17 protein-coding genes and 4 tRNA genes are annotated in these 22052 nt (G+C 61.1%); 10 read left to right on the top strand and 11 right to left on the bottom strand.

All coding sequences use genetic code 11. The annotated features are described in order from the left end of the window. Positions 1 to 106 precede the first annotated feature (106 nt). Together C5F71_RS21600 and C5F71_RS21595 are read left to right on the top strand one after the other, a co-directional pair. Positions 107 to 2758: a sensor histidine kinase KdpD gene (locus C5F71_RS21600; RefSeq protein ID WP_104911894.1), complete on the top strand. Its 2652-nt coding sequence runs from the start codon at positions 107 to 109 to the stop codon at positions 2756 to 2758. Next, positions 2755 to 3447, top strand: coding sequence for a response regulator (locus C5F71_RS21595; RefSeq protein WP_104911893.1), 693 nt, complete (start codon positions 2755 to 2757; stop codon positions 3445 to 3447). Before C5F71_RS21600 ends, C5F71_RS21595 begins: the two co-directional genes overlap by 4 nt. Positions 3448 to 3534: 87 nt before the next feature. Here the strand turns inward: C5F71_RS21595 and C5F71_RS21590 are convergent. Next, a tRNA-Asp gene (locus C5F71_RS21590) sits at positions 3535 to 3611 on the bottom strand. Positions 3612 to 3629: 18 nt separating this feature from the next. Further along, positions 3630 to 3705: transfer RNA gene (locus C5F71_RS21585), tRNA-Val, on the bottom strand. Positions 3706 to 3906: 201 nt separating this feature from the next. On the opposite strand from C5F71_RS21585, the gene C5F71_RS21580 reads away from it, so the two are divergent. The 3 genes from C5F71_RS21580 to C5F71_RS21570 all read left to right on the top strand — a co-directional run bounded on the left by C5F71_RS21580 (position 3907) and on the right by C5F71_RS21570 (position 7933). Further along, the gene (locus C5F71_RS21580) at positions 3907 to 4425 is read left to right on the top strand and encodes a sigma-70 family RNA polymerase sigma factor (RefSeq protein WP_070995369.1); all 519 of its coding nucleotides are present in this window, start codon (positions 3907 to 3909) and stop codon (positions 4423 to 4425) included. 7 nt (positions 4426 to 4432) lie between these two features. Then, positions 4433 to 5416, top strand: coding sequence for a FecR domain-containing protein (locus C5F71_RS21575; RefSeq protein ID WP_104911892.1), 984 nt, complete (start codon positions 4433 to 4435; stop codon positions 5414 to 5416). A gap of 78 nt (positions 5417 to 5494) precedes the next feature. Next, positions 5495 to 7933, top strand: a complete 2439-nt coding sequence (locus tag C5F71_RS21570; protein WP_104911891.1) for a TonB-dependent siderophore receptor — start codon at positions 5495 to 5497, stop codon at positions 7931 to 7933. A 255-nt stretch (positions 7934 to 8188) separates the two neighbouring features. On the opposite strand, the gene C5F71_RS21565 is transcribed toward C5F71_RS21570, so the two are convergent. Further along, positions 8189 to 8265 (bottom strand) — tRNA-Asp (locus C5F71_RS21565). A 19-nt stretch (positions 8266 to 8284) separates the two neighbouring features. After that, positions 8285 to 8360 (bottom strand) — tRNA-Val (locus C5F71_RS21560). 159 nt (positions 8361 to 8519) lie between these two features. Here C5F71_RS21560 and rdgC point away from each other — a divergent pair. The 3 genes from rdgC to sugE all read left to right on the top strand — a co-directional run bounded on the left by rdgC (position 8520) and on the right by sugE (position 10968). After that, the gene (gene rdgC / locus C5F71_RS21555) at positions 8520 to 9440 is read left to right on the top strand and encodes a recombination-associated protein RdgC (RefSeq protein ID WP_029292788.1); all 921 of its coding nucleotides are present in this window, start codon (positions 8520 to 8522) and stop codon (positions 9438 to 9440) included. A 150-nt stretch (positions 9441 to 9590) separates the two neighbouring features. Continuing rightward, on the top strand, positions 9591 to 10547 hold the full coding sequence (locus C5F71_RS21550) for a bile acid:sodium symporter family protein (RefSeq protein ID WP_092235007.1): 957 nt from the start codon (positions 9591 to 9593) through the stop codon (positions 10545 to 10547). A 106-nt stretch (positions 10548 to 10653) separates the two neighbouring features. Continuing rightward, the gene (gene sugE, locus C5F71_RS21545; RefSeq protein ID WP_065943540.1) at positions 10654 to 10968 is read left to right on the top strand and encodes a quaternary ammonium compound efflux SMR transporter SugE; all 315 of its coding nucleotides are present in this window, start codon (positions 10654 to 10656) and stop codon (positions 10966 to 10968) included. 70 nt (positions 10969 to 11038) lie between these two features. Here the strand turns inward: sugE and C5F71_RS21540 are convergent, their stop codons facing one another. The 3 genes from C5F71_RS21540 to C5F71_RS21530 all read right to left on the bottom strand — a co-directional run bounded on the left by C5F71_RS21540 (position 11039) and on the right by C5F71_RS21530 (position 15411). Beyond that, complete coding sequence (locus C5F71_RS21540; RefSeq protein WP_104911890.1) at positions 11039 to 12913, bottom strand: MFS transporter; 1875 nt, start codon at positions 12911 to 12913, stop codon at positions 11039 to 11041. Between the two features lie 66 nt (positions 12914 to 12979). Further along, a complete protein-coding gene (locus tag C5F71_RS21535) occupies positions 12980 to 14134 on the bottom strand; it encodes a TDT family transporter (RefSeq protein ID WP_029292780.1) in 1155 nt (384 codons plus the stop codon). A gap of 92 nt (positions 14135 to 14226) precedes the next feature. Continuing rightward, positions 14227 to 15411, bottom strand: coding sequence for an MFS transporter (locus C5F71_RS21530; protein ID WP_104911889.1), 1185 nt, complete (start codon positions 15409 to 15411; stop codon positions 14227 to 14229). Between the two features lie 90 nt (positions 15412 to 15501). Here C5F71_RS21530 and C5F71_RS21525 point away from each other — a divergent pair, with 90 nt between their 5' ends. Continuing rightward, a complete protein-coding gene (locus tag C5F71_RS21525; RefSeq protein WP_104911888.1) occupies positions 15502 to 16047 on the top strand; it encodes a TetR/AcrR family transcriptional regulator in 546 nt (181 codons plus the stop codon). A 153-nt stretch (positions 16048 to 16200) separates the two neighbouring features. On the opposite strand, the gene C5F71_RS21520 is transcribed toward C5F71_RS21525, so the two are convergent. The 4 genes from C5F71_RS21520 to C5F71_RS21505 form a co-directional block, all read right to left on the bottom strand. Next, the gene (locus C5F71_RS21520; protein WP_029292774.1) at positions 16201 to 16980 is read right to left on the bottom strand and encodes an ABC transporter permease; all 780 of its coding nucleotides are present in this window, start codon (positions 16978 to 16980) and stop codon (positions 16201 to 16203) included. After that, on the bottom strand, positions 16977 to 17909 hold the full coding sequence (locus tag C5F71_RS21515; RefSeq protein ID WP_029292772.1) for an ABC transporter ATP-binding protein: 933 nt from the start codon (positions 17907 to 17909) through the stop codon (positions 16977 to 16979). Before C5F71_RS21515 ends, C5F71_RS21520 begins: the two co-directional genes overlap by 4 nt. A gap of 134 nt (positions 17910 to 18043) precedes the next feature. After that, complete coding sequence (locus C5F71_RS21510; RefSeq protein ID WP_104911887.1) at positions 18044 to 18661, bottom strand: glutathione S-transferase family protein; 618 nt, start codon at positions 18659 to 18661, stop codon at positions 18044 to 18046. A gap of 43 nt (positions 18662 to 18704) precedes the next feature. After that, positions 18705 to 19364, bottom strand: coding sequence for a transglutaminase family protein (locus C5F71_RS21505; protein WP_104911886.1), 660 nt, complete (start codon positions 19362 to 19364; stop codon positions 18705 to 18707). A gap of 202 nt (positions 19365 to 19566) precedes the next feature. Here C5F71_RS21505 and C5F71_RS21500 point away from each other — a divergent pair, with 202 nt between their 5' ends. After that, positions 19567 to 22014, top strand: coding sequence for an acyl-CoA dehydrogenase (locus C5F71_RS21500; RefSeq protein ID WP_029292766.1), 2448 nt, complete (start codon positions 19567 to 19569; stop codon positions 22012 to 22014). Positions 22015 to 22052: the final 38 nt, after the last annotated feature.

The raw sequence follows: 22052 nt of genomic DNA, 5'->3' as shown, positions 1-22052 counted from the left end.
CTTGCTCGCGAAGGGCGTTAACGATAACGCGAAAAACCTGACACCCAGCGGCGCCATCAGGTTTTTCGCGAGCACGCTCGCTCCTACAGACAACCAGAGGAATGACATGCCCGCCTTAAACGACGAACGCCCCGACCCCGACGCTCTGCTGGCTCGGGTCCAACAAGAAGAACAGGCCGCCTTACGCGGCAAATTGCGTATCTACTTTGGCTCCAACGCCGGTGTGGGCAAGACCTGCGCGATGCTTGCAGCGGCGCGCCGCGAAGCCGACCTGGGCCGCGACGTGCTGGCGGGCGTGGTGGAAACCCACGGCCGCCAGGACACCGCCGAGTTGCTCCACGGCCTCGAACAACTGCCCCGCGCCCAGCATCTGCACCGTGAATTCGCCCTGACCGAATTTGACCTCGACGCCGCTCTGCTACGCCACCCGGCCATTGTGCTGGTGGACGAACTGGCCCACAGCAATGTGCCCGGCTCGCGTCACCCCAAACGCTGGCAAGACGTGGAAGAACTGCTCAGCGCCGGCATTGATGTCTGGACCACGCTCAATGTCCAGCACCTGGAAAGCCTGAATGACCTGGTCAGCGGGATCATCGGCATCCGCGTGCGCGAAACGGTGCCGGACCATGTGTTCGACAACGCTCACGAAGTGGTGGTGATCGACCTGCCGCCCGACGATCTACTGCAACGCCTCAAGGACGGCAAGGTGTACCTGGGCCCGGCGGCGGCGCGTGCGTCACGGCATTTTTTCCGCAAGGGCAACCTGCTGGCGCTGCGTGAGCTGGCCCTGCGACGCACAGCCGACCGGGTCGACACGCAGATGCGTGTGTACCGCCGCGAACAATCGATCAAGACCCTGTGGCCGGCCCGCGAACGGCTGTTGGTCGGCGTAGCCGGTGAGGCCGGCGATGAACGCCTGGTGCGTGAAGCCGCGCGCCTGGCGCAAAAACTGGAAGCCGACTGGATTGTGGTCCATGTCGCCTCGGCCCAAGGGCGCGGCGCCAGGCGCTACTTGAACGCGATGAAAACCCTGGCCCTGGCCGAAGAGTTCGGTGCCGATACAGCCACACTGCCGGGCATGGACGTTGCCCAAGCCCTGGTGGACTATGCCCGCGAGCACAACGCCAATCGCCTGATGCTCGGCCATCATCCGCGCCGTCGGTGGCGGTTCTGGCATCAGTCGGTCAGCGACCGGATCAGCCGCCACCATCCGCAAATCGATCAGATCGTGATTGCCCACGGCCTGCTACCGGGCAAACCCGCCGCGCGCGAGAAAACCGTGCCATTGCCCGGCACTCGACTGGCCTACGTCTGGACCAGCCTGGCCTGTCTGGCCACCAGCGCCGTCGCCGCCTTGCTGCTGCAGGTGTTCGACCTGGCCAACGTGGTGATGCTGTTTTTGCTCACGGTGGTGCTGGTCGCGCTGCGCTTTGGACGCGGCCCCGGCGTGTGGGCGGCGATGCTCGCGGTGCTGTGTTTCGACTTCTTTTTCGTCCTGCCGCGCTATTCATTTGCCGTTACCGATACTCAGTATTTCTTCACCTTTGCGTTGATGCTCGGCATCGCCTTGATCACCGGCCAACTCACCGCGCGCCTGCGCCACGAAGCACGCACCGCCGCCGCACGGGAACGCCGCGCAACCTCCCTGGCGCGCCTGGCCCGCGACCTGTCCGCGGCGCTGACGGTGGAGCAAATCAGTGAAGTCGCGCTGCGCACCTTCAGTGGCGTCTTCGAAGCACGGGTCGGCCTGGCCCTGCCGGATGCCGCCGATGGCGTACACGGCGTGAGCGCCGATGGGCTGCCGATCGACGACAGCATCGCGCAATGGACCTACGACCACGGTCAACCCGCCGGCCATGGCACCGACACCCTGTCGGCGGCCAAGGGCTGCTACTTGCCGCTCAAGGCGCCGATGCGCGTGCGCGGTGTGCTGGTGCTGGAACTGGCCCAGCGCGAACGCTTGAACGACCCGCAGGAACGCCGCCTGTTGGAAGCCTGCATGAGCCAGTTGGCGATTGCCCTGGAGCGCGTGCATTTCGTCGAAGTGGCGCAAAGCACTCTGGTGCAGATGGAAGGCGAGAAAATGCGCAACACCTTGCTCGCGGCGATTTCCCACGACCTGCGCACGCCATTGACCACCCTGATCGGCGCTGCCGAGACCGCCCTGCCCCACGCCTCGCCGGGGCCACTGAGCGAGCTGCTGCAGGGCATCCACGAACAGGCTACGTCCATGCAGCGCCTGATCGAAAACCTGTTGGACATGGCGCGCCTGCAAGAGCGCGGGGTGCGCCTGAACCGCCAATGGCATTCGCTGGAAGAAATCGTCGGCAGCGCCCTGCGCCAATTGCGCGAGCCCCTGGCACACCACCGCGTACACACCGCGCTCGACGCGCAGTTGCCGCTGGTGGAAGTCGACGCGCTGCTGATCGAGCGGGTACTGGTCAACCTGCTGGACAACGCCGCCAAATACACCCCCCCGGGCACCAGCATTTGCGTGGCCGCCAGCCAAGCCGGCGAGCACATTGTGCTGCAGGTCAGCGACACCGGCCCCGGTCACGCACCGGCCAACCTGTTTGAACCCTTCACCCGCGGCCAGCAGGAATCGTCCGTGGCCGGCATCGGCCTGGGCCTGGCGCTGGTCAAGCGCATCGTCGAGGCCCACGGCGGGGGCATCCAAGCCAATCCAGGCCCCACGGGCGGCATGCATTTCACCCTCACGCTACCGGCTGGCACCCCGCCGGCCATGGAACTCTTATGAGCACTGCACGTATTCTGATCGTTGAAGATGAGGCCAATATCCGCCGCTTTGTACGCATTGCCTTGCAAGATGAAGGCTTTCAGGTGTTCGAGGCCGACAGCGTCAAGCGTGCGCTGATCCATGCCGCCAGTCGTCAGCCGGACCTGGTGATTGTCGACCTCGGCTTGCCGGACAGCGATGGCAAGCAGCTGATCAGCGAACTGCGCGGCTGGCTGGCGGTGCCGATCCTGGTGCTGTCGGCGCGAGACCGTGAAGAAGAAAAAGTCGCCGCCCTGGACGCAGGCGCCGATGACTACCTGACCAAGCCGTTTGGCGTGCCCGAGCTACTGGCACGTATCCGCGCCCAACTGCGCCGGCATGGACACACCGGCACCGTGGTAGCGACCAGCAAGGTGGCGTTTGGCGAGATTGCAGTCGACCTGGCAACCCATCAAGTGTGGCGCTCAGGTCAACCGGTACACTTGACGCCCATCGAGTACCGGCTGCTCTGTGCGATGATTCGCGGCCAGAACAGGGTCCTGACGCACCGGCAACTGCTGCTGGAAGTGTGGGGCCTGGATTACGTGGACCGCGCCCATTATCTTCGAGTGCATATGGCGCACTTGCGGCAAAAGCTGGAGGCGGATCCCACGCAGCCGCAGCACTTCATTACCGAATTGCAGGTGGGCTACCGGCTGGTGGGTTTGTAGAACCATAAATCCCAGGCACAAAAAAGCCCGCTCAATGAGCGGGCTTTGCGTGGTGACCTGGCGTTCAGCATTCCAGGTTACCGAATATGGCGCAGCGGACGGGACTCGAACCCGCGACCCCCGGCGTGACAGGCCGGTATTCTAACCGACTGAACTACCGCTGCGCGTAGCATTGGACGTAATGGTGGGTGATGACGGGATCGAACCGCCGACCCTCTGCTTGTAAGGCAGATGCTCTCCCAGCTGAGCTAATCACCCTTTACGTTTGGTGCGGGGCGCATCATATACGAAAATTTCGCAATGTGTTGATTTAAATGCAATTTATTTGAAATATCTTTTCGCCAGCAGGCTACACCCAGGAAAACCGGCGCTTGTAGCGGGTAAACGCGAGTCTATTGCGTTTACCCAGCCCTGGGCTCACAATTAGAAACCATTCTCAATAACACCTGGGCCACGCCTATGTCTGTGGGTGAACCGCCATTCCAACGGGAAATAACCCAGCTCTACAGCGAGCATCATGGCTGGCTACTCACCTGGCTGCGGCGCAAGCTGGGCTGCCGGCAGAACGCTGCCGACCTGGCGCAGGACACCTTCGCGCGCATCCTCAACACCCGTGAATCGGTGGCGACGATCCGCGAACCCAGGGCCTACCTGAGCACCACCGCGCGGCGGCTGATCATCGACCAAGCCCGACGCAAACAGATTGAACAGGCCTACCTGCAAGAGCTGGCGCTGACGATGGACGCGCTTGAGGGGTTCCAGTCGCCGGAGCAGATCAACACGACCCTTGAAGCTCTGGAGCAGATCGCGTTTATCCTCGAAGGCATGCATGAGTATTCGCGCCAGGCATTTGTGCTCTATTACCTCGAAGAACTGACCCAACAGCAGATCGCCCGGCAACTCAAGCTCTCGGAACGCACGGTACGCAAATACCTGATCCAGGCCCTGGTGCATTGCGGCCATAGTATGGACACCTGAGCCCCCCATGCCCGACGCCCGCCAACAGATCGAAGAACAAGCCGCCGAATGGATGCTGCGCCTGCATGAAGGTGAGCTGAGCGAAGCCCAGCGCCTGGCGTTCGATTGCTGGAAACAACAAGGCCCGCACTACGCCGCTGCCGCTGCACGCATGGAAGCGGTGATTTCGCGGATGCAGGCCCTGCGTGGGAAAAAGTCACCGGCACGGGCGGCGCTGAATGCTGCGTTCGCCAATCAGCAATCGCGCCGCAGCAAAAGCGCAGTGCGCACCCTGTTGCTGGCATGCAGCCTGGCAGTGCCAGCCGCGGCGCTGCTGCTCAGCCCCTACCCGCAGCGCTGGATGGCCGACGTGCGCAACGGCCCCGGCCAGTGGCAGACCCTGCGCCTGGCCGACGGTTCGGCCCTGAGCCTCAATGGCATCAGTGCGGCCAACCTGCATTTCGACGCCACGCAACGGCGCATCGAACTGCTGCAAGGCGAAATCCTCGTGGAAGTGGCCCACGATCAGACACGGCCGTTTATCGTACAGACCGCCCAAGGCAGCATGCGCGCGCTGGGCACGCGATTTGTGGTCAAGCGTGAGGGCGATAGCACCGTGCTGAGCATGCTCGAATCGCGCGTGGCAGCCCACAGCGCCGATGCGCGGCAGAGCCTGGAAGTCGCCGCTGGTTCCCAGGCCCTGATCAGTACCAACAGCGTCCGCCTGACCGGTAGCATTGACCCAGCGGGCATCAATGAAGCCTGGCGCCGCCATCAACTGGTGGTGGAAAACCGGCCATTGCCCGAGGTGCTGGATGAAATCGCACGGCATCGTTCTGGCCGCCTGCAGTTTGACCGTGCCGCCTTGCAAAGCCTGCGGGTGTCGGCCGTGATCCCCCTGGACGACAGCGACCATGCCCTGCAACTTTTGGCGCAAACCCTACCGATAACGGTGCAAACCTATACCCCTTGGCTGGTCATCGTGAACCCGTCCAACACAGCCAATAAATAATTATTCGCATTTGCTTCCGGTTTTTTCGCAGTTGCCCGTCAAGCAAGGTAATTCGACACATAAAGGATTGCCTTCACCATGCACACCCCTTCCTACCCTCGCGGGCGCTTTGCCCTGCTAAGAAGCGCGCCATTTTCCCTGGCCATGCTCGCCGCCACCGTTGGCGCCTTGCACATCAATCTGGCCCAGGCGGATACGCCAAGCACCGCTGCCCAGGCTTACAACATTCCCGCCGGGCCGCTGGGCAGCTCGCTTAACCGCTTCGCCCAGCAAGCCGGCGTGGCGATTGTGTTCCAGTCCCGGGAACTGGAAGGCCTCAATGGCCCGGGTTTGCAAGGCAATTACGGCATACAGGACGGTTTCGACCGGTTGCTGCAGGGCAGCGGCTACATCGCGGTAAAGGGCGACCAAGTGTATGCACTGCAACCCGCACCCGCTGCCAGCAACGGCAGCATGGAACTGGGCCCGACCCAGGTCACCGGCAATCAGTTGGGTAACGTCACTGAAGACAGCGGTTCCTACACGCCCGGCAGCATCGCCACCGCCACGCGCCTGGTGCTGACCCCCAAGGAAACCCCGCAGTCCGTCAGCGTTGTTACGCGCCAGCACATGGATGACTTCGGCCTGAACAACGTCGACGACGTGATGCGCCATACCCCGGGCATCACCGTGTCGGCCTTCGACAGCGAGCGCAGCAACTACTACGCCCGCGGTTTTTCGATCAATAACTTCCAGTACGACGGCATTCCTTCGACGGCGCGTAACGTCGCCTATTCGGCGGGCAATACCCTGAGCGACATGGCGATCTATGACCGCGTCGAAGTGCTCAAGGGCGCCACTGGCCTGCTGACCGGCGCCGGCTCCCTGGGCGCGACAATCAACCTGGTACGCAAGAAGCCCACCGCCGACTTCCAGGGGCACGCCACCCTCGGCGCCGGTTCCTGGGACAACTATCGAAGCGAACTGGACGTCAGCGGCCCGCTGACCGAGAGCGGCAATGTGCGCGGCCGGGCGGTCGCAGCCTACCAGGACAAGCATTCGTTCATGGACCACTACTCGCGCAAGAGCCCGACGTACTACGGCATCATGGAGTTCGACTTGTCACCGGACACCCTGCTGACCGTCGGCGGTGATTACCAGGACACGTTGCCCAAGGGTTCTTCCTGGTCAGGCAGCTTCCCGCTGATCAACTCCAAGGGTGATCGCAACAAGGTCAAGCGCTCGTTCAACAACGCCGCCGAATGGAGCAGTTGGGAGCAGTACACCCGCACCGTATTCGCCATGCTCGAACATGACCTGGGTGATGGCTGGGTGACCAAGCTGCAACTGGACCACAAGATCAACGGCTACCACGCACTGATGGGCTCGATCCAGGGCGACCAGCCACAGCCGGACGGCACCGCACAGTTGACCTCGGGCAAATACACCGGGGAAACGGTCAGCGATTCCGCCGACCTGTACGTGAGCGGCCCGTTCAGCCTGGGCGGCCGCGAACATGAACTGGTGCTGGGCGGCTCCATCAGTGCCTCGCAGTGGAAAGGTAAAGGCTACTGGAACCTGAGCCCGAACATCGTCGACTTCAATAACTGGCACGGCCACGCGACCCTCCCGGACTGGGGCAATGCCCAATCCCTGACCGACGACACCGTGCGCCAGACCGGCGCCTATGTAACCACCCGCCTGAATCTGGCCGATGACCTGAAGCTGCTGCTGGGCGGTCGAATGGTCAACTACCAGGTCACGGGCTACAACCCCAACTATCGTGAATCAGGGCGCTTCGTGCCGTATGTCGGTGCTGTCTACGACCTGAACGACACCTACTCGGTGTATGCCAGCTACACCGACATCTTCATGCCCCAGGAAAACTACAACCGCGACCGGGATAACAAGCTGCTTGAGCCCGATGAAGGCCAGAACTGGGAATTGGGGGTGAAAGCCGACTTCCTCGACGGCCGGGTAAACGCCAGCGCGGCGTACTTTGAAATCCACGAGTCCAATCGCGCCCTCTCCGATGACGAGTACAACAACCAGACGCCAATCCCGTCCAACTACGCCTATAAGAGCAGCAAGGCTGTGACCAAGGGCTACGAAGTGGAAATGTCCGGCGAGATTGCCCCCGGCTGGCAATTGCAGGCGGGCTATACCCACAAGATCGTGCGCGATGACAAGGACGTGAAAATCTCCACGTTCGAGCCTGAAGACCAGATCAAGCTGTACACCACCTACAAACTCAAGGGCGACCTCGACAAATTGACCGTCGGCGGTGGCGTGCGCTGGCAGAGCGTGGGCTGGCAGGATATCTACAACAACCCACATGGCGGGTATGAGGAGTTCTCCCAGGAGGCCTACTGGCTGGTGGACCTGATGACCCGCTACCAGGTCACCAAGAACCTGTCGGCAACGCTGAACGTCAACAACATCTTCGACAAGTCCTACTACACCAATATCGGTTTCTATAACTCCGCCGCCTATGGTGAACCGCGCAACTTCATGGTCACCACACGCTGGAATTTCTAAACCCCCAATAAAAAACGCCCCCGGTCATCGGCAATGACCGGGGGCGTTTTTTTGCAATCCCTGTAGGAGCGAGCTTGCTCGCGAAGAACCTGAGAGCACCGCGTGCACCCAGGATGCCCGCATCATCGTTAACAATCTTCGCGAGCAAGCTCGCTCCTACAAACGCACAAAGGCAAACCCCAGACAGCAAAAAGCCCGCTCAATGAGCGGGCTTTCTGTGGTTACCTGGCGTTCAGTGTTCCAGGTTACCGAATATGGCGCAGCGGACGGGACTCGAACCCGCGACCCCCGGCGTGACAGGCCGGTATTCTAACCGACTGAACTACCGCTGCGCGTAACACATGAAGCGAATGGTGGGTGATGACGGGATCGAACCGCCGACCCTCTGCTTGTAAGGCAGATGCTCTCCCAGCTGAGCTAATCACCCTTCGTTTCGGTGTGGCGCGCATTCTACGGAGCGACCCCAAGTCTGGCAAGCACTTTCTTAAATCTTTTTTTTCAGCCCTTCCAATGGCTTAGGCAGGGTTGGCCTGCGGCCTTATCAAGAGAATAATGCCCCACTTTGTATAAAGGAGAGACTCACCCCATGTGGTTCAAGAACCTGCTTATCTATCGCCTGACCCAAGATCTGCCTGTTGATGCCGAGGCGTTGGAAACTGCAATGGCCACCAAACCGGCGCGCCCTTGTGCAAGCCAGGAGTTGACCACTTACGGTTTCGTCGCACCTTTTGGTAAAGGTGAAGACGCGCCCCTGGTGCACGTCAGCGGTGACTTCCTGCTGATCGCTGCGCGCAAGGAAGAACGTATCCTGCCAGGCAGCGTGGTGCGTGATGCGGTGAAGGAAAAGGTCGAAGAGATCGAAGCCGAGCAAATGCGCAAGGTCTACAAAAAGGAACGGGACCAGATCAAGGATGAAATCATCCAGGCCTTCCTGCCACGCGCGTTTATCCGTCGTTCGTCGACCTTCGCGGCCATCGCGCCAAAACAGGGCCTGATCCTGGTGAACTCGGCCAGCCCCAAGCGCGCCGAAGACCTGCTGTCGACCCTGCGTGAAGTGATCGGCACCCTGCCGGTACGTCCGCTGACCGTGAAAACCGCGCCAACCGCAATCATGACCGACTGGGTCACCACCCAGAAGCCGGCCGATGACTTCTTCGTGCTCGACGAATGCGAACTGCGCGACACCCACGAAGACGGCGGCATTGTGCGCTGCAAGCGCCAGGACCTGACCGGCGAAGAAATCCAGCTGCACCTGACCACCGGCAAGGTCGTGACCCAACTGTCCCTGGCCTGGCAGGACAAATTGTCCTTCATGCTCGACGACAAAATGACCGTCAAGCGCCTGAAGTTCGAAGACCTGCTGCAAGACCAGGCCGAACAGGACGGCGGCGACGAAGCCCTGGGCCAACTGGATGCCAGCTTCACCCTGATGATGCTGACCTTTGGCGACTTCCTGCCGGCGTTGGTCGAAGCATTGGGCGGTGAAGAGACCCCGCAAGGTATCTAAACGCACACACTCAATGTAGGAGCTGGCTTGCCAGCGATGGCGGTGTATCAGTTGCAGAGTCACTGACTGACCCAACGCTATCGCTGGCAAGCCAGCGCCTACAGTTGATTGGGTTACCACTCCCAGCACTCTAATAATAAGGACATCGCCATGCGCGCACTCGCCGCCTTGAGCCGTTTCGTCGGCAATACTTTCGCCTACTGGGTGCTGATCTTTGCCGTGGTCGCGTTCCTTCAGCCCAGTTGGTTCATCGGCCTGAAAAGCGCCATTGTGCCGCTGCTGGGCCTGGTGATGTTTGGCATGGGGTTGACCCTCAAACTTGAAGATTTCGCCGAGGTTGCTCGCCATCCATGGCGCGTAGCCCTGGGCGTGGTCGCGCACTTTGTGATCATGCCCGGTGTGGCCTGGTTGCTGTGCCAGGCCTTCCACCTGCCACCGGAAATCGCCGTCGGCGTGATCCTGGTCGGTTGCTGCCCAAGCGGCACCTCGTCCAACGTGATGACCTGGCTGGCCCGGGGCGACCTCGCATTGTCGGTGGCCATCGCCGCCGTCACCACCCTCCTCGCCCCGCTGCTGACCCCGGCGCTGATCTGGCTGCTGGCTTCCGCGTGGCTGCCGGTATCGTTCATGGAGTTGTTCTGGTCGATCCTGCAAGTGGTGCTGCTGCCCATTGTCCTCGGGGTATTGGCGCAACGCTTACTGGGTGATCGCGTACGGCATGCCGTCGAAGTATTACCGCTGGTATCGGTGGTCAGCATCGTGATTATTGTCGCGGCCGTGGTCGCGGCGAGCCAGGCGAAGATTGCCGAATCGGGCCTACTGATCATGGCGGTGGTGATGCTGCACAACAGCTTCGGCTATTTACTCGGTTACTTCACCGGCCGCGTGTTCAAGCTGCCACTGGCCCAACGTAAGTCGCTGGCGCTGGAAGTAGGCATGCAGAACTCAGGACTGGGTGCCGCACTGGCCAGTGCGCACTTCTCGCCGCTGGCGGCGGTGCCGAGTGCGCTGTTCAGCGTCTGGCACAATATTTCCGGGGCGTTGTTGTCGACGTATTTCCGCCGGATGAGCGAGAAAGAAGACCGCAAGGCCCTCGCCGAAACTTGATCGGGTGCTGGCTTTTCGGCACTCTACGAACCTTCGCGGGGACGACCCCGCGACTCGTTCGAGCATTCAATCCGGGGACGACCCCACTTCTAAAAGGAAGGTCTTTATGTCCTGGGTCATTCTGTTTTTCGCCGGGCTGTTTGAAGTTGGCTGGGCTGTCGGCCTGAAATACACCGACGGTTTCAGCAAGCCGCTGCCTACCGCCCTGACGATTGCCGCCATGGCCGTCAGCCTCGGCCTGCTGGGGCTGGCCATGAAGGAGCTGCCGCTGGGCACCGCCTATGCCATCTGGACCGGTGTCGGTGCCGTGGGCACGGTGATCGCCGGGATTATCCTGTTTGGCGAGTCCATGGCGCTGTTCCGGCTGGCCAGCGTAGCGCTGATCATTGCCGGGCTGATTGGTCTCAAGATCAGCGCCTGATGCTGTTGTAGGAGCCGGCTTGCCGGCGATGAGGCCCTTTTTGCGGACGCCATCGCCGGCAAGCCGGGTCCTACAGGGTGGTGCCACGCAATGCCAGCACTTGTTCCTGCAAGGCTTCTGGCGTCGCCTGCTCCACCGCCAACGGCGGCCCCGCTACCAACGTCACCCGCGACCAGATCCGGTGAAAGACGCCCTTGTTCGGATCGCGGCTGAAAAAGCTCCCCCACAACCCCTGCAACGCCATGGGAATCACCGGCACCGGGGTTTCCTCAAGAATCCGCGTCACCCCACTCTTGAACTCGTTGATCTCACCGTCGGCGGTCAATTTGCCTTCCGGGAAGATACACACCAGCTCCCCGTCCTTCAGATATTGGCTGATACGCTGGAAGGCCTTTTCGTAGATCTCCAGGTCTTCATGGCGCCCGGCAATCGGAATCGTCCCCGCCGTGCGGAAGATAAAGTTGAGCACCGGCAAACGGTAGATCTTGTAATACATCACAAAACGAATCGGCCGACGCACCGCCCCACCAATCAGCAATGCATCGACAAACGACACATGGTTGCACACCAGCAACGCCGCGCCTTCGTCCGGGATGTGTTGCAGGCCGCGATGCTGCACGCGGTACATGGAGTGGCCGAGCAGCCAGATCATGAAGCGCATGGTGAACTCGGGCACGATCCTGAAGATGTAGGTGTTGACCGCAATGTTAAGCAGTGACACCACCAGGAACAGCTCGGGGATCGACAGCTTGGCCACACTCAGCAGCAGGATGGTGACAATCGCCGAGACCACCATGAACAACGCATTGAGAATATTGTTGGCGGCAATCACCCGCGCCCGCTCGTTCTCGGCGGTGCGCGACTGGATCAAGGCGTACAGCGGCACGATATAGAAACCGCCAAATACCCCCAGGCCGAGGATATCGATCAACACCCACCAGGCCTGGCTGTAACCCAGGATCGCCAGCCAATCGTTGGCTTGGACGTTCTGCGGGAAGCCGCCGGAATGCCACCACAACAACAGGCCAAACACTGTCAGGCCAAACGACCCGAAGGGCACCAGGCCGATTTCCACCTTACGCCCGGAGAGTTTTTCGCAGAGCATCGAGCCCAACGCGATACCGACCGAGAACACCGTGAGGATCAGGGTCACCACCGTCTCATCGCCATACAGCCACTCTTTGGCGTAGGCCGGGATTTGCGTGAGGTAAATCGCCCCGACAAACCAGAACCACGAGTTGCCGACAATCGAGCGCGACACGGCCGGCGTTTGTCCCAGGCCTAGGCGCAAGGTGGCCCAGGATTGACTGAAGATGTTCCAATCCAGGCGCATCTCGGGGCTCGATGCCGCCGCGCGAGGGATGCCGCGGCTGGCCAGGTAACCCAGCACCGCAATCGCGACAATGGCGGTGGACACCACAGGTGCGTAGTCGGTTGAGGACATCATGACCCCGGCGCCGATGGTCCCGGCGAGAATGGCCAGAAACGTGCCCATCTCCACCAGGCCATTACCGCCGACCAATTCCTCTTCGTGCAAGGCTTGCGGCATGATCGAGTACTTCACCGGGCCAAACAGCGCTGAATGGGTGCCCATGGCAAACAGCGCCAGCAGCATCAGTTCCAGGTGGTTGGTCATAAAGCCCACGGCGCCGACGGCCATGATCACGATCTCGCCGATCTTGATCGCGCGAATCAATGCATCCTTGTTGAATTTCTCGCCAAACTGCCCGGCCAGGGCCGAGAACAGGAAGAACGGCAGGATAAACAACAAGGCGCAGAGGTTGACCCAGATCGAGCGGTCGCCCTCGATCGCCAGCTTGTAGAGAATGGCGAGGATCAACGATTGCTTGAAGATATTGTCGTTGAACGCGCCCAGGGACTGAGTAATGAAGAACGGCAAAAAGCGCCGTTTGCGCAGCAAGGTGAATTGCGAGGGGTGGCTCATCGTCCGTGTTCCTGGTGGCCGGAAGGCTTTATTGATTTTTCAGGCCACGACTTTACCTAATCCCGCTTACTTATTCCCCAATCCTGCAATACACGGTGAAACAAACAGCTCGCCTTTATAGGCACCCTGCACGGTGCGCTTGCCGACTACCAGCCACATCAGCGCCAGGGCGGCGACCAACACGCTGCCGGTCACGCTGAAAAATGCCAGGTGCAAGGTACTGCCCAGTTTCAAGGTGGTCAGGGCATACACCCCCAACGGGAAGGTAAAGCCCCACCAACCCAGGTTGAATGGAATACCGGCGCGCAGGTAACGCAGGGTGATCAGCACCGCGATCAACATCCACCACAAGCCCAGGCCCCACAGGGTGATGCCGGCCACCAGCCCCAGGCCTTCGGCAATCGCGCCGATACCGGCAAACCCATTGGCGGCGAAAATCGCCGGCGCATCGTTGCCCAGCAACAACATACCCAGGGCGCCGGTGCCGATCGGGCCAAGGGCCAGCCAGCTCGATGCGGCCATATTGGCGTGGGGCAGTTTATGCAGGGCCATGCGCAGCATCAGGATCGTCAGAATGCTGAATGCAACCGGTAGGGAAAATGCCCAGAGCACGTAGCTGGTCACCAGCATCACCAGTTGCGAATGGGCGTCGGCGAGGTGCGGCGCCAGCAGGCCACCACTGGCGGCGGCGACTTCGGCAGCCACCACCGGCAGCAGCCAGACAGCCGTCATCTGGTCGATGCTGTGCTCCTGACGGGTAAACATCATGAACGGGATCAACACCCCGCACGCCAGGGCCATCGCCACGTCCAGCCACCACAGGGCTTCGGCCAATTGCACCACGCCCTCGCCCCAGCGCGGCAGGCCAAACAGCAGCAAGCCGTTGATGATGGTTGCCAGCCCCATGGGAATGGTGCCGAAAAACATCGAGACCGTGGAGTGCCCGAAAATCCGCCGCGCCTCGTCGTAGAACATCACCCAGCGCGCCGCGTATAAGCCGCTGAACAACACAAACAGGAAAATCGTCAGCAACCACAGCCCTTCGGCGATGGCATAGACGCCCGGCAGTTGCACCGGCAATTGCGCCAGGGCCAACGCCAGCACGCCGGTCCCCATGGTGGCAGCGAACCAGTTGGGGGTGAACTGGCGAATCACCTCCCTGGGGCCCGCCAAGTGGCTGAACGGTTTGTAACGAGTGGCAATGCTATTGGGGCACGTCATGGTTCAATCCTCTTCCTCGTATGAGGTTGAGCCCATGATAGAAGCGCAGCGAATATCTATATAACGGGTAATATCTCTAACTGTTATCTATTTCACCTATATACAGCCTTGACCGGTGCTTGCTTCATCAAGCCAATCAAGGCCCCGAGCGCCAATACGATCAGCACCGCACCGTAGCCGTCGGTGGTAGCGATCAGGCCAAAACTACGGGTCAGGTTGCCCGCCAGCAGGGCCGGCAGGCAAAACGCCAGGTAACTGAGGACGTAAAACGCCGACATCAACCCGGCCCGCTCATGGGGCAACGCCAGGGGCACCACACTGCGCACCGCGCCGAGGAAACCCGCGCCAAAACCACTACCGGCGACCAGCGTCGCGAGAAAAAACAGTGGCAGGCTGGCGCTGTGGACCGCGCCGAGAATCAGCGCAACACCCGTGGCCAACAGGCCTGCTCCCAAGCGCAATACCTTATCTGCCGGGCGATTGCGCAGGCTGAAGATCATCACCGCGCCACTGAGGGTCAACACGGCGACCAGACCGCCACCGATCAGGTTAGAAGTCGAACCGGTCGCCGCGCGCACCAGCGACGGTGCCAGTGACAAGTAAAAACCGCCCATCGCCCACACGGCGATATCCACCGGCAGCGACAGCCACAAGGCCCGACGCGCCTGGGGCGGCACGTGCAAGGTGGGCCATAGCGAGGCCAGCGCGCCCGGCATGCGGCTGACGCTTTCCGGTAGCTGCCAGACATAGAGGCTCTGCACCAGCATCAGCGCAAACAAGGCCCAATAGATCAACTGGGTCGGCAGCGGCGCGAACTCCACCAGCAAACTGCTGCCCATGGCGCCACAAGCCATGCCCAGCAAGGGCGCAACACTGTTGACCAACGGTCCCTGCTGGCGGTCAGTGTCGAGCAAGGCGGCACCGAGTACGGCGGTAGCCATGCCCGTGGCAAACCCCTGCAAGGTGCGGGCAGCGATCAGCCAGGCGACACTGTCTGCGTGGATAAAGAGCAGCATCGCCAGCATATTCAAGACCAGCGCGGCGAAGATCACAGGTTTGCGTCCCAGGTGATCCGATAGCGAGCCGACAGTCAGCAACGCTGCCAGCAGGCTCAAGGCATAGACGCCGAAGATCAGGGTCAGGGTGCCGGCGGAAAAATGCAGGCCTTCCTGGTAAAGGTGATACAACGGCGTCGGCGCGCTGGAGGCGGCGAGAAACGTCAGCAGGGTGATCGCCAGGAACACCAGGCTGGAACGGTAAGAAGTGACGGTGGACATGGGCACGCCCCGCTAAAGCTAATATTTTGCTTTTGCGGAGTGTGCTACTGCATCGGGCTTAAAGCAAATTCTTTGTGTTAAGGTTTTGGCATGGCGATAAAAGAAGGCCTCCGCCCGGGGGGCCGTAGTGCCCGGGTACAAGAATCGGTTCATTCGGCGGCGCACCAGTTGCTACAAGAGCAAGAGCGCGCCAGCGTGACCGTGCCGCAAATCGCTGCACGTGCCGGGGTCACTCCGTCGACCATTTACCGGCGCTGGGGCGACCTCGCCGCCCTGCTCGCCGACGTCGCCTTGGCCCGCATGCGCCCGGACAGCGAGCCGGCCAACACCGGCAACCTGCGCGGCGATCTGCAAGCCTGGGCCGAGCAGTATCTGGACGAGATGAGTTCGGAACCGGGGCGCAACATGATGCGCGACGTGCAGTGCAGCCAGACGCCGGGGTATTGCGTGACCATTCTGGGCGGGCAGTTGCAGGTGATCCTGGATCGTTACCAGGGTAGCGGCCGGGCACAGCCCAGCGTGGATCGGCTGATCAATCTGCTGGCGGCGCCGACGGTGTTTCGGATTCTGTTTGGCGCTGCGCCGATGCGGGTCGAAGAACTGCATGAACTGATCGAAATCGCCCTGCAGCCCTGAGCTACACACAAATCCAAATGTGAGAGCAGGTTTGTGTAGGAGCGGGCTTGCCCGCGATAGCGGAGTGTCAGGTTAGATACAGTTGACTGACCCACTGCCATCGCGGGCAAGCCCGCTCCCACACAAGCCAGCCCCTACATTTTTAGACCTTGCTTAGGTACGCATACCACGCCCGCTCACCAGCAACCGCGCGCAGCCGATATACAACACCACCGTCGCCACGATCATGAAGGTGATCGCCACGCTGATCTTGATATCCGACACCCCGAGGATCCCGTAGCGAAAGGCATTGACCATATGCAACACCGGGTTGGCCATCGAGACGGTCTGCCAGAACGGCGGCAGCAAGGTGATCGAATAAAACACCCCGCCGAGGTAAGTCAGCGGGGTCAGCACAAAGGTCGGGATGATCGAAATATCATCGAAGTTGCGCGCAAACACTGCGTTGATAAAGCCCAGCAGCGAGAAGATCGTCGCCGTCAGCACCACTACCAGGATGGTCACCCCCAGGTGATGCACCTGCAGGTCGGTGAAGAACATCGACAGCACCGTCACAATCGCCCCGACCATCAGGCCGCGCAATACGCCGCCCAGGGTGTAGCCGATCAGGATGGTGTGCGGCGAGACCGGCGAGACCATCAGTTCTTCGATGGAGCGCTGGAACTTGCTGCCAAAGAAACTCGACACCACGTTGCCGTAGGAGTTGGTGATCACCGACATCATGATCAGCCCCGGCACGATGTACTCCATGTAGGTGAAGCCGCCCATGTCGCCAATCTGCCGGCCGATCAGGTTCCCGAAGATCACGAAGTACAGGACCATGGTGATCGCTGGCGGTAGCAGGGTCTGCGGCCAGATGCGCATGAAGCGCTTCACTTCGCGGTAGACGATGGTATTGAGCGCTACCAGGTTGGGTTGGAACTCGGAACTCATACCGCCACCTTCGCCAGATTTTTCTCCACCAGGGACACGAACAACTCCTCAAGGCGATTGGTTTTGTTACGCAGGCTCAACACCTCAATATTCTGCAAGGCCAACTGGCTGAACAGCGCGGTGATGCCCACAGCTTTATCGACCTGTACTTCCAGGGTATGGCTATCTACCAGGCGGTTTGGGTAGCCGATCAGTTGCGGCGGCACCGACAGGTTGTTCTTCAGGTCGAGGAGGAACGTCTCCACATGCAACTGGCCCAGCAGGTTGCGCATGCTGGTGTTTTCGACAATGGTGCCGTGGTCGATGATGCCGATGTTGCGGCACAACTGTTCAGCCTCTTCCAGGTAATGGGTGGTGAGGATGATGGTGATGCCTTTCTGGTTCAGTTCGGTGAGGAAGGTCCACATCGAGCGACGCAACTCAATGTCCACCCCCGCCGTCGGCTCGTCGAGGATCAGCAGGCGCGGCTCGTGCACCAGGGCACGGGCGATCATCAGGCGCCGCTTCATGCCGCCGGACAGGGAACGTGATGGCACGTCGCGCTTGTCCCACAACCCCAGTTGGGTCAGGTACTGCTCGGCGCGCTCCTTGGCGACCTTCGGCGGGATGCCGTAGTAACCGGCCTGGGTCACTACGATATCGAAGGTCTTTTCAAACTGGTTGAAGTTGAACTCCTGGGGTACCACGCCAATGCTGCGCTTGAGGGCAGCCGGGGATTTGTCCAGGTCGTGACCAAAGATATTCACCGTGCCACTGGTCTTGTTGACCAGGGTCGACAGAATGCCGATGGTGGTGGATTTGCCGGCACCGTTGGGGCCGAGCAACGCAAAAAAGTCACCTTCAGCGACATCCAGATCGATACCACTCAGGGCCTGGAAACCGTTGCCGTAGGTTTTGGTTAGCTGCCGGATGGACAGAGCGGAACTCATATCGGATTACGCACCAAGGAAGGGAATAGAAAGAATAGATAAGGGCGCGCCCTACGCAATACAACTGCGGCGCACGGCAAGCATGGTGCTTGCCCGCGCCGCACAAGTACAGTCACCTGTATTAATAGTCAGTATTAAGTCAACGCGGTCATAACCGCTTTTTGATAGGCCGGGCGTTGCTGCAAACGCTGGTACCACGCCTCCAGATGGGGCATCGACGGGCGCTCGATAGGCATCTCGAACCAGGCATAGATAAAGCTGCCCAGGGGAATGTCACCCATGCCGATCTCGCTGCCGGACAGGTAGGGCTGCTCGGCCAGGGCCTGGTCCACGGTGTTCAACACCTCGATACAGGCCTTGCGCCCGGCATGGATGTTGTCCCAGTTCTGTTGCTCGGCCGGGGTCCGCAGAATGCCCCAGAACACCGTCTTGAACGGTTCGGCAAAGGTCGAAGTGGTCCAGTCCATCCACTTCTCGGCGCTGGCTCGCGCCTGCAGATCCGTGGGGTACCAGCTCGATGCCTGTTTGGCGCAGAGGTAACGCACGATGGTGTTGGATTCCCACAACACGAACTCGCCGTCCTCGATCATCGGCACCCGGCCATTAGGGTTCAACGCCCGATATCGCGGCGTATCGACCACACCAAAGGCCCCGCCCGCATCAATTGCCTCATAGTCCAGGCCGAGTTCCTCGGCGCACCACAGTGCCTTCCTGACGTTTGACGAATTTTTACGACCCCAGATCTTCAGCATGACCGCCTCCCAGTGGATGAATGCCGCAGCAGCATACGCCGGTTCAGCCGCGACTCAAATCACTCTGCATATCGCCTAACACTTTCGGCGACTGCTCACCAAACAGGTGTGGGTAACATTTCTGAAGGTGGGAAAAGAAGAACTCCTCGGGCACCTCGGCAAATTGCCCATGGTCCACCACGTACTCCATGGAGCGCTGTCCCTGGCGGTTGAAGGGGTGAAACACACTGTCATTGATCCCGTCGAAATCCAGTGGCGGCACATCGAATAATTCGCACAGTTGGCTGTTGAACGCTGGCGTGGCCTTGACCCAGCGCCCGTCCAGATACAGTTCGGTGTAGCCGTGCATGGCGAACACATCACTCTTGAGCAACTCGATCAGGCGCGGGGTCGACAAATGATTGCGCACGTCCGCCAGGCCAATACGCGACGCTATGCGGCAATGCCGGGCGCAGGCGGCCAGCAGGGTGGCCTTGGGCACGCAATAACTCTGCCCGGCGGCCAGGGCGTAGCTGCCCGCCAGGGTTTGCGGATCGCGACTGAAGGTGTAAGGGTTGTAGCGCACCGCTTCACGCACGGCGTAATACAGACTGACTGCCTGGTCACGGGGATCGCGGCTCACACCGCGGTGTTTTTCGGCGAACTCCACCACCGCAGGGTGGTCACTATCGATGAAGCGGCTGGGACTCAAGTACGCATTCATGGGGATTTTCTCCGAGGCGAGCCTGGAGTCTAACCACAGGCCCGACCGAGGGATAACGACGATTCGGCCAAATGTCGGCGCCTGCTGCCTATGACTGGAGAGCATTTCCCGCCACACCACGTAACACCCTCAGGCACCGCTTTTCCGGATGCCGGCTAAGCTCTGAGGGTGCTTCTGCCCCTGGTTTCACGGAGGATTGAATATGCTGTTGTTGTGGATACTGGTTCTGGTGCTCGGCATTGCCTACCTGGCACACCGTCGTACCGCGCCCCTGCCCGCCCTGGGTGTGGTCGCCGTCTATCTGTTGGCGATGGGCGCCTTCAGCCATGCGCCGGGCTGGCTGCTGCTGGTGTTCTGGGTCCTGCTGGCGGCAGTCGCCGCGCCACTGCTGCTGCCCGACCTGCGCCGCCAGTATTTCACCGCACCGTTGTTCAACTGGTTCCAGAAAGTACTGCCGCCAATGTCCGAGACCGAGCGCGACGCCATCGACGCCGGTACCGTGTGGTGGGACGGTGAACTGTTCAGCGGCCGCCCCGACTGGGACAAGTTGCTGGCCTACCCCAAGGTGCAGTTGACCGAAGAAGAACAGGCCTTTATCGATGGCCCTACCGAAGAGCTGTGCGCCATGGTCACCGACTGGGAAATCGGCCAGGCCATGGACCTGCCGGCAGCGGCCTGGGACCATATCAAGCAACATGGCTTCTTCGCCCTGATCATCCCCAAGGAGTACGGCGGCAAGGGCTTTTCAGCCTACGCCCACTCCCAGGTGGCGATGAAATTGGCGACCCGCAGCGGCGACCTCGCTTCCACCGTCATGGTCCCCAACTCCCTGGGCCCCGCCGAACTGCTGCTGCACTACGGCACCGATGAACAACGCAACCATTACCTGCCACGCCTGGCCCGTGGCGATGACATCCCGTGTTTTGCCCTGACTGGCCCGCTGGCCGGTTCCGATGCCGGCGCGATGCCCGACACCGGGGTGATCTGCAAAGGCGAATGGGAAGGCAAGGAAACCCTCGGCCTGCGCCTGAACTGGGAAAAACGCTATATCACCCTGGGCCCGGTCGCGACCCTGCTCGGCCTGGCCTTCAAGGCCCATGACCCGGATCACCTGCTGGGAGAAGAAGAGGACCTGGGCATCAGCCTGGCCCTGATCCCCACCGATACCCCTGGCGTGGAAATCGGCCGCCGTCACCTGCCCCTGGGCGCCGCTTTCATGAACGGCCCCAACTCCGGCAAGGATGTATTCATTCCCCTGGACTTCCTGATCGGCGGCCAGGAGATGCTCGGTAAGGGCTGGATGATGCTGATGAACTGCCTGTCGGTTGGCCGTTCGATTTCCCTGCCGGCGGTGGGTACTGGTGCGGCCAAGTTCACCAGCCTGGTGACTGGCCAGTACGCCCAGGTGCGCGAGCAGTTCAACGTGCCACTTTCCGCCTTCGAAGGCATCCAGGAAGCCCTGGCCCGAATCGGCGGCAATGCCTGGCTGATGGACAGCGCACGGATGCTCACCGCCAATGCCGTCGACCTGGGGGAAAAACCCTCGGTGCTCTCGGCGATCCTCAAGTACCACCTGACCGAGCGCGGTCGCGAGTGCATCAGCCACGCCATGGATGTGCACGGCGGCAAGGGCATCATCATGGGCCCCAACAACTACCTGGGTCGCAGCTGGCAAGGGGCGCCGATTTTCATCACCGTGGAAGGTGCGAACATCCTTTCGCGCAACCTGATGATCTTCGGCCAGGGCGCGATCCGCTGCCACCCGTTCGTGCTCAAGGAAATGGCCCTGGCCGGTCGTGAAGACCGCGACCAGGCGCTCAAGGAGTTCGATGGCCTGTTGATGCAGCATATCGGCTTTGCCGTGAGCAACGCCGCCAGCACCCTGGTGTTGAACCTGGGCCTGGGTCACTTCGAAAAAGCTCCAGGCAACCGTTTGAGCCAGGGCTACTTCCGTGCGCTCAATCGCCAGGCCGCGGCGTTCGCCCTGCTTGCGGACCTGAGCATGATGCTGCTGGGTGGCGAGTTGAAACGACGCGAACGCCTGTCGGCACGGCTGGGCGACGTGCTCAGCCATATGTACCTGGCGTCGGCGGCGCTCAAGCGTTACCACGACCTCGACTCCCCGGACCATCTGGAACCGCTGTTTGCCTGGGCCATGGAGGAAAGCCTTGGCCAGTCGGAGCGCGCGCTGGATGAGTTGCTCAGCAACTTCCCCAACAAAGTGCTGGGCTGCCTGATGCGAGTCATCGTGTTCCCGTTCGGTCGTCGCCACAAAGGCCCATCCGATGCGCTGGACGCCGAAGTCGCGGCGGTGATTGGACGCGCCAAGGGCGATCCGACCCTCGAAGAGCTGCTGGCAGGCTGCTACCGTCCCCAGTCGGCGGAAGATCCGGTTGGCGCGCTGCAACATGCCTACGACCTGCTGGGTGCCAGCCATCCATTGCAAAAAACACTGCACGCCGCCCTCAAGAGCGGGCAGGTCAAGCCACGGGCCGGGGAACACGCCATCGATGCCGCACTGGAAGCTGGCGTGCTGCAACCGGCTGAAGCACAAACCCTGCGGGACGCGGAAGCTGCGCGGCGCAAGGTGATCGACGTGGATGATTTCAGCAAAGAGGAGTTGGCCCAGGCACCTGGCCGAGTCCGCTGATACCGGCGGTCATATAAAAGCGGGCGCGAGAGCTATAT

Source organism: Pseudomonas sp. LG1D9, from assembly GCF_002949995.1.
Lineage (GTDB): Bacteria > Pseudomonadota > Gammaproteobacteria > Pseudomonadales > Pseudomonadaceae > Aquipseudomonas > Aquipseudomonas proteolytica.
This window is presented reverse-complemented; position numbering and strand designations above follow the sequence as displayed.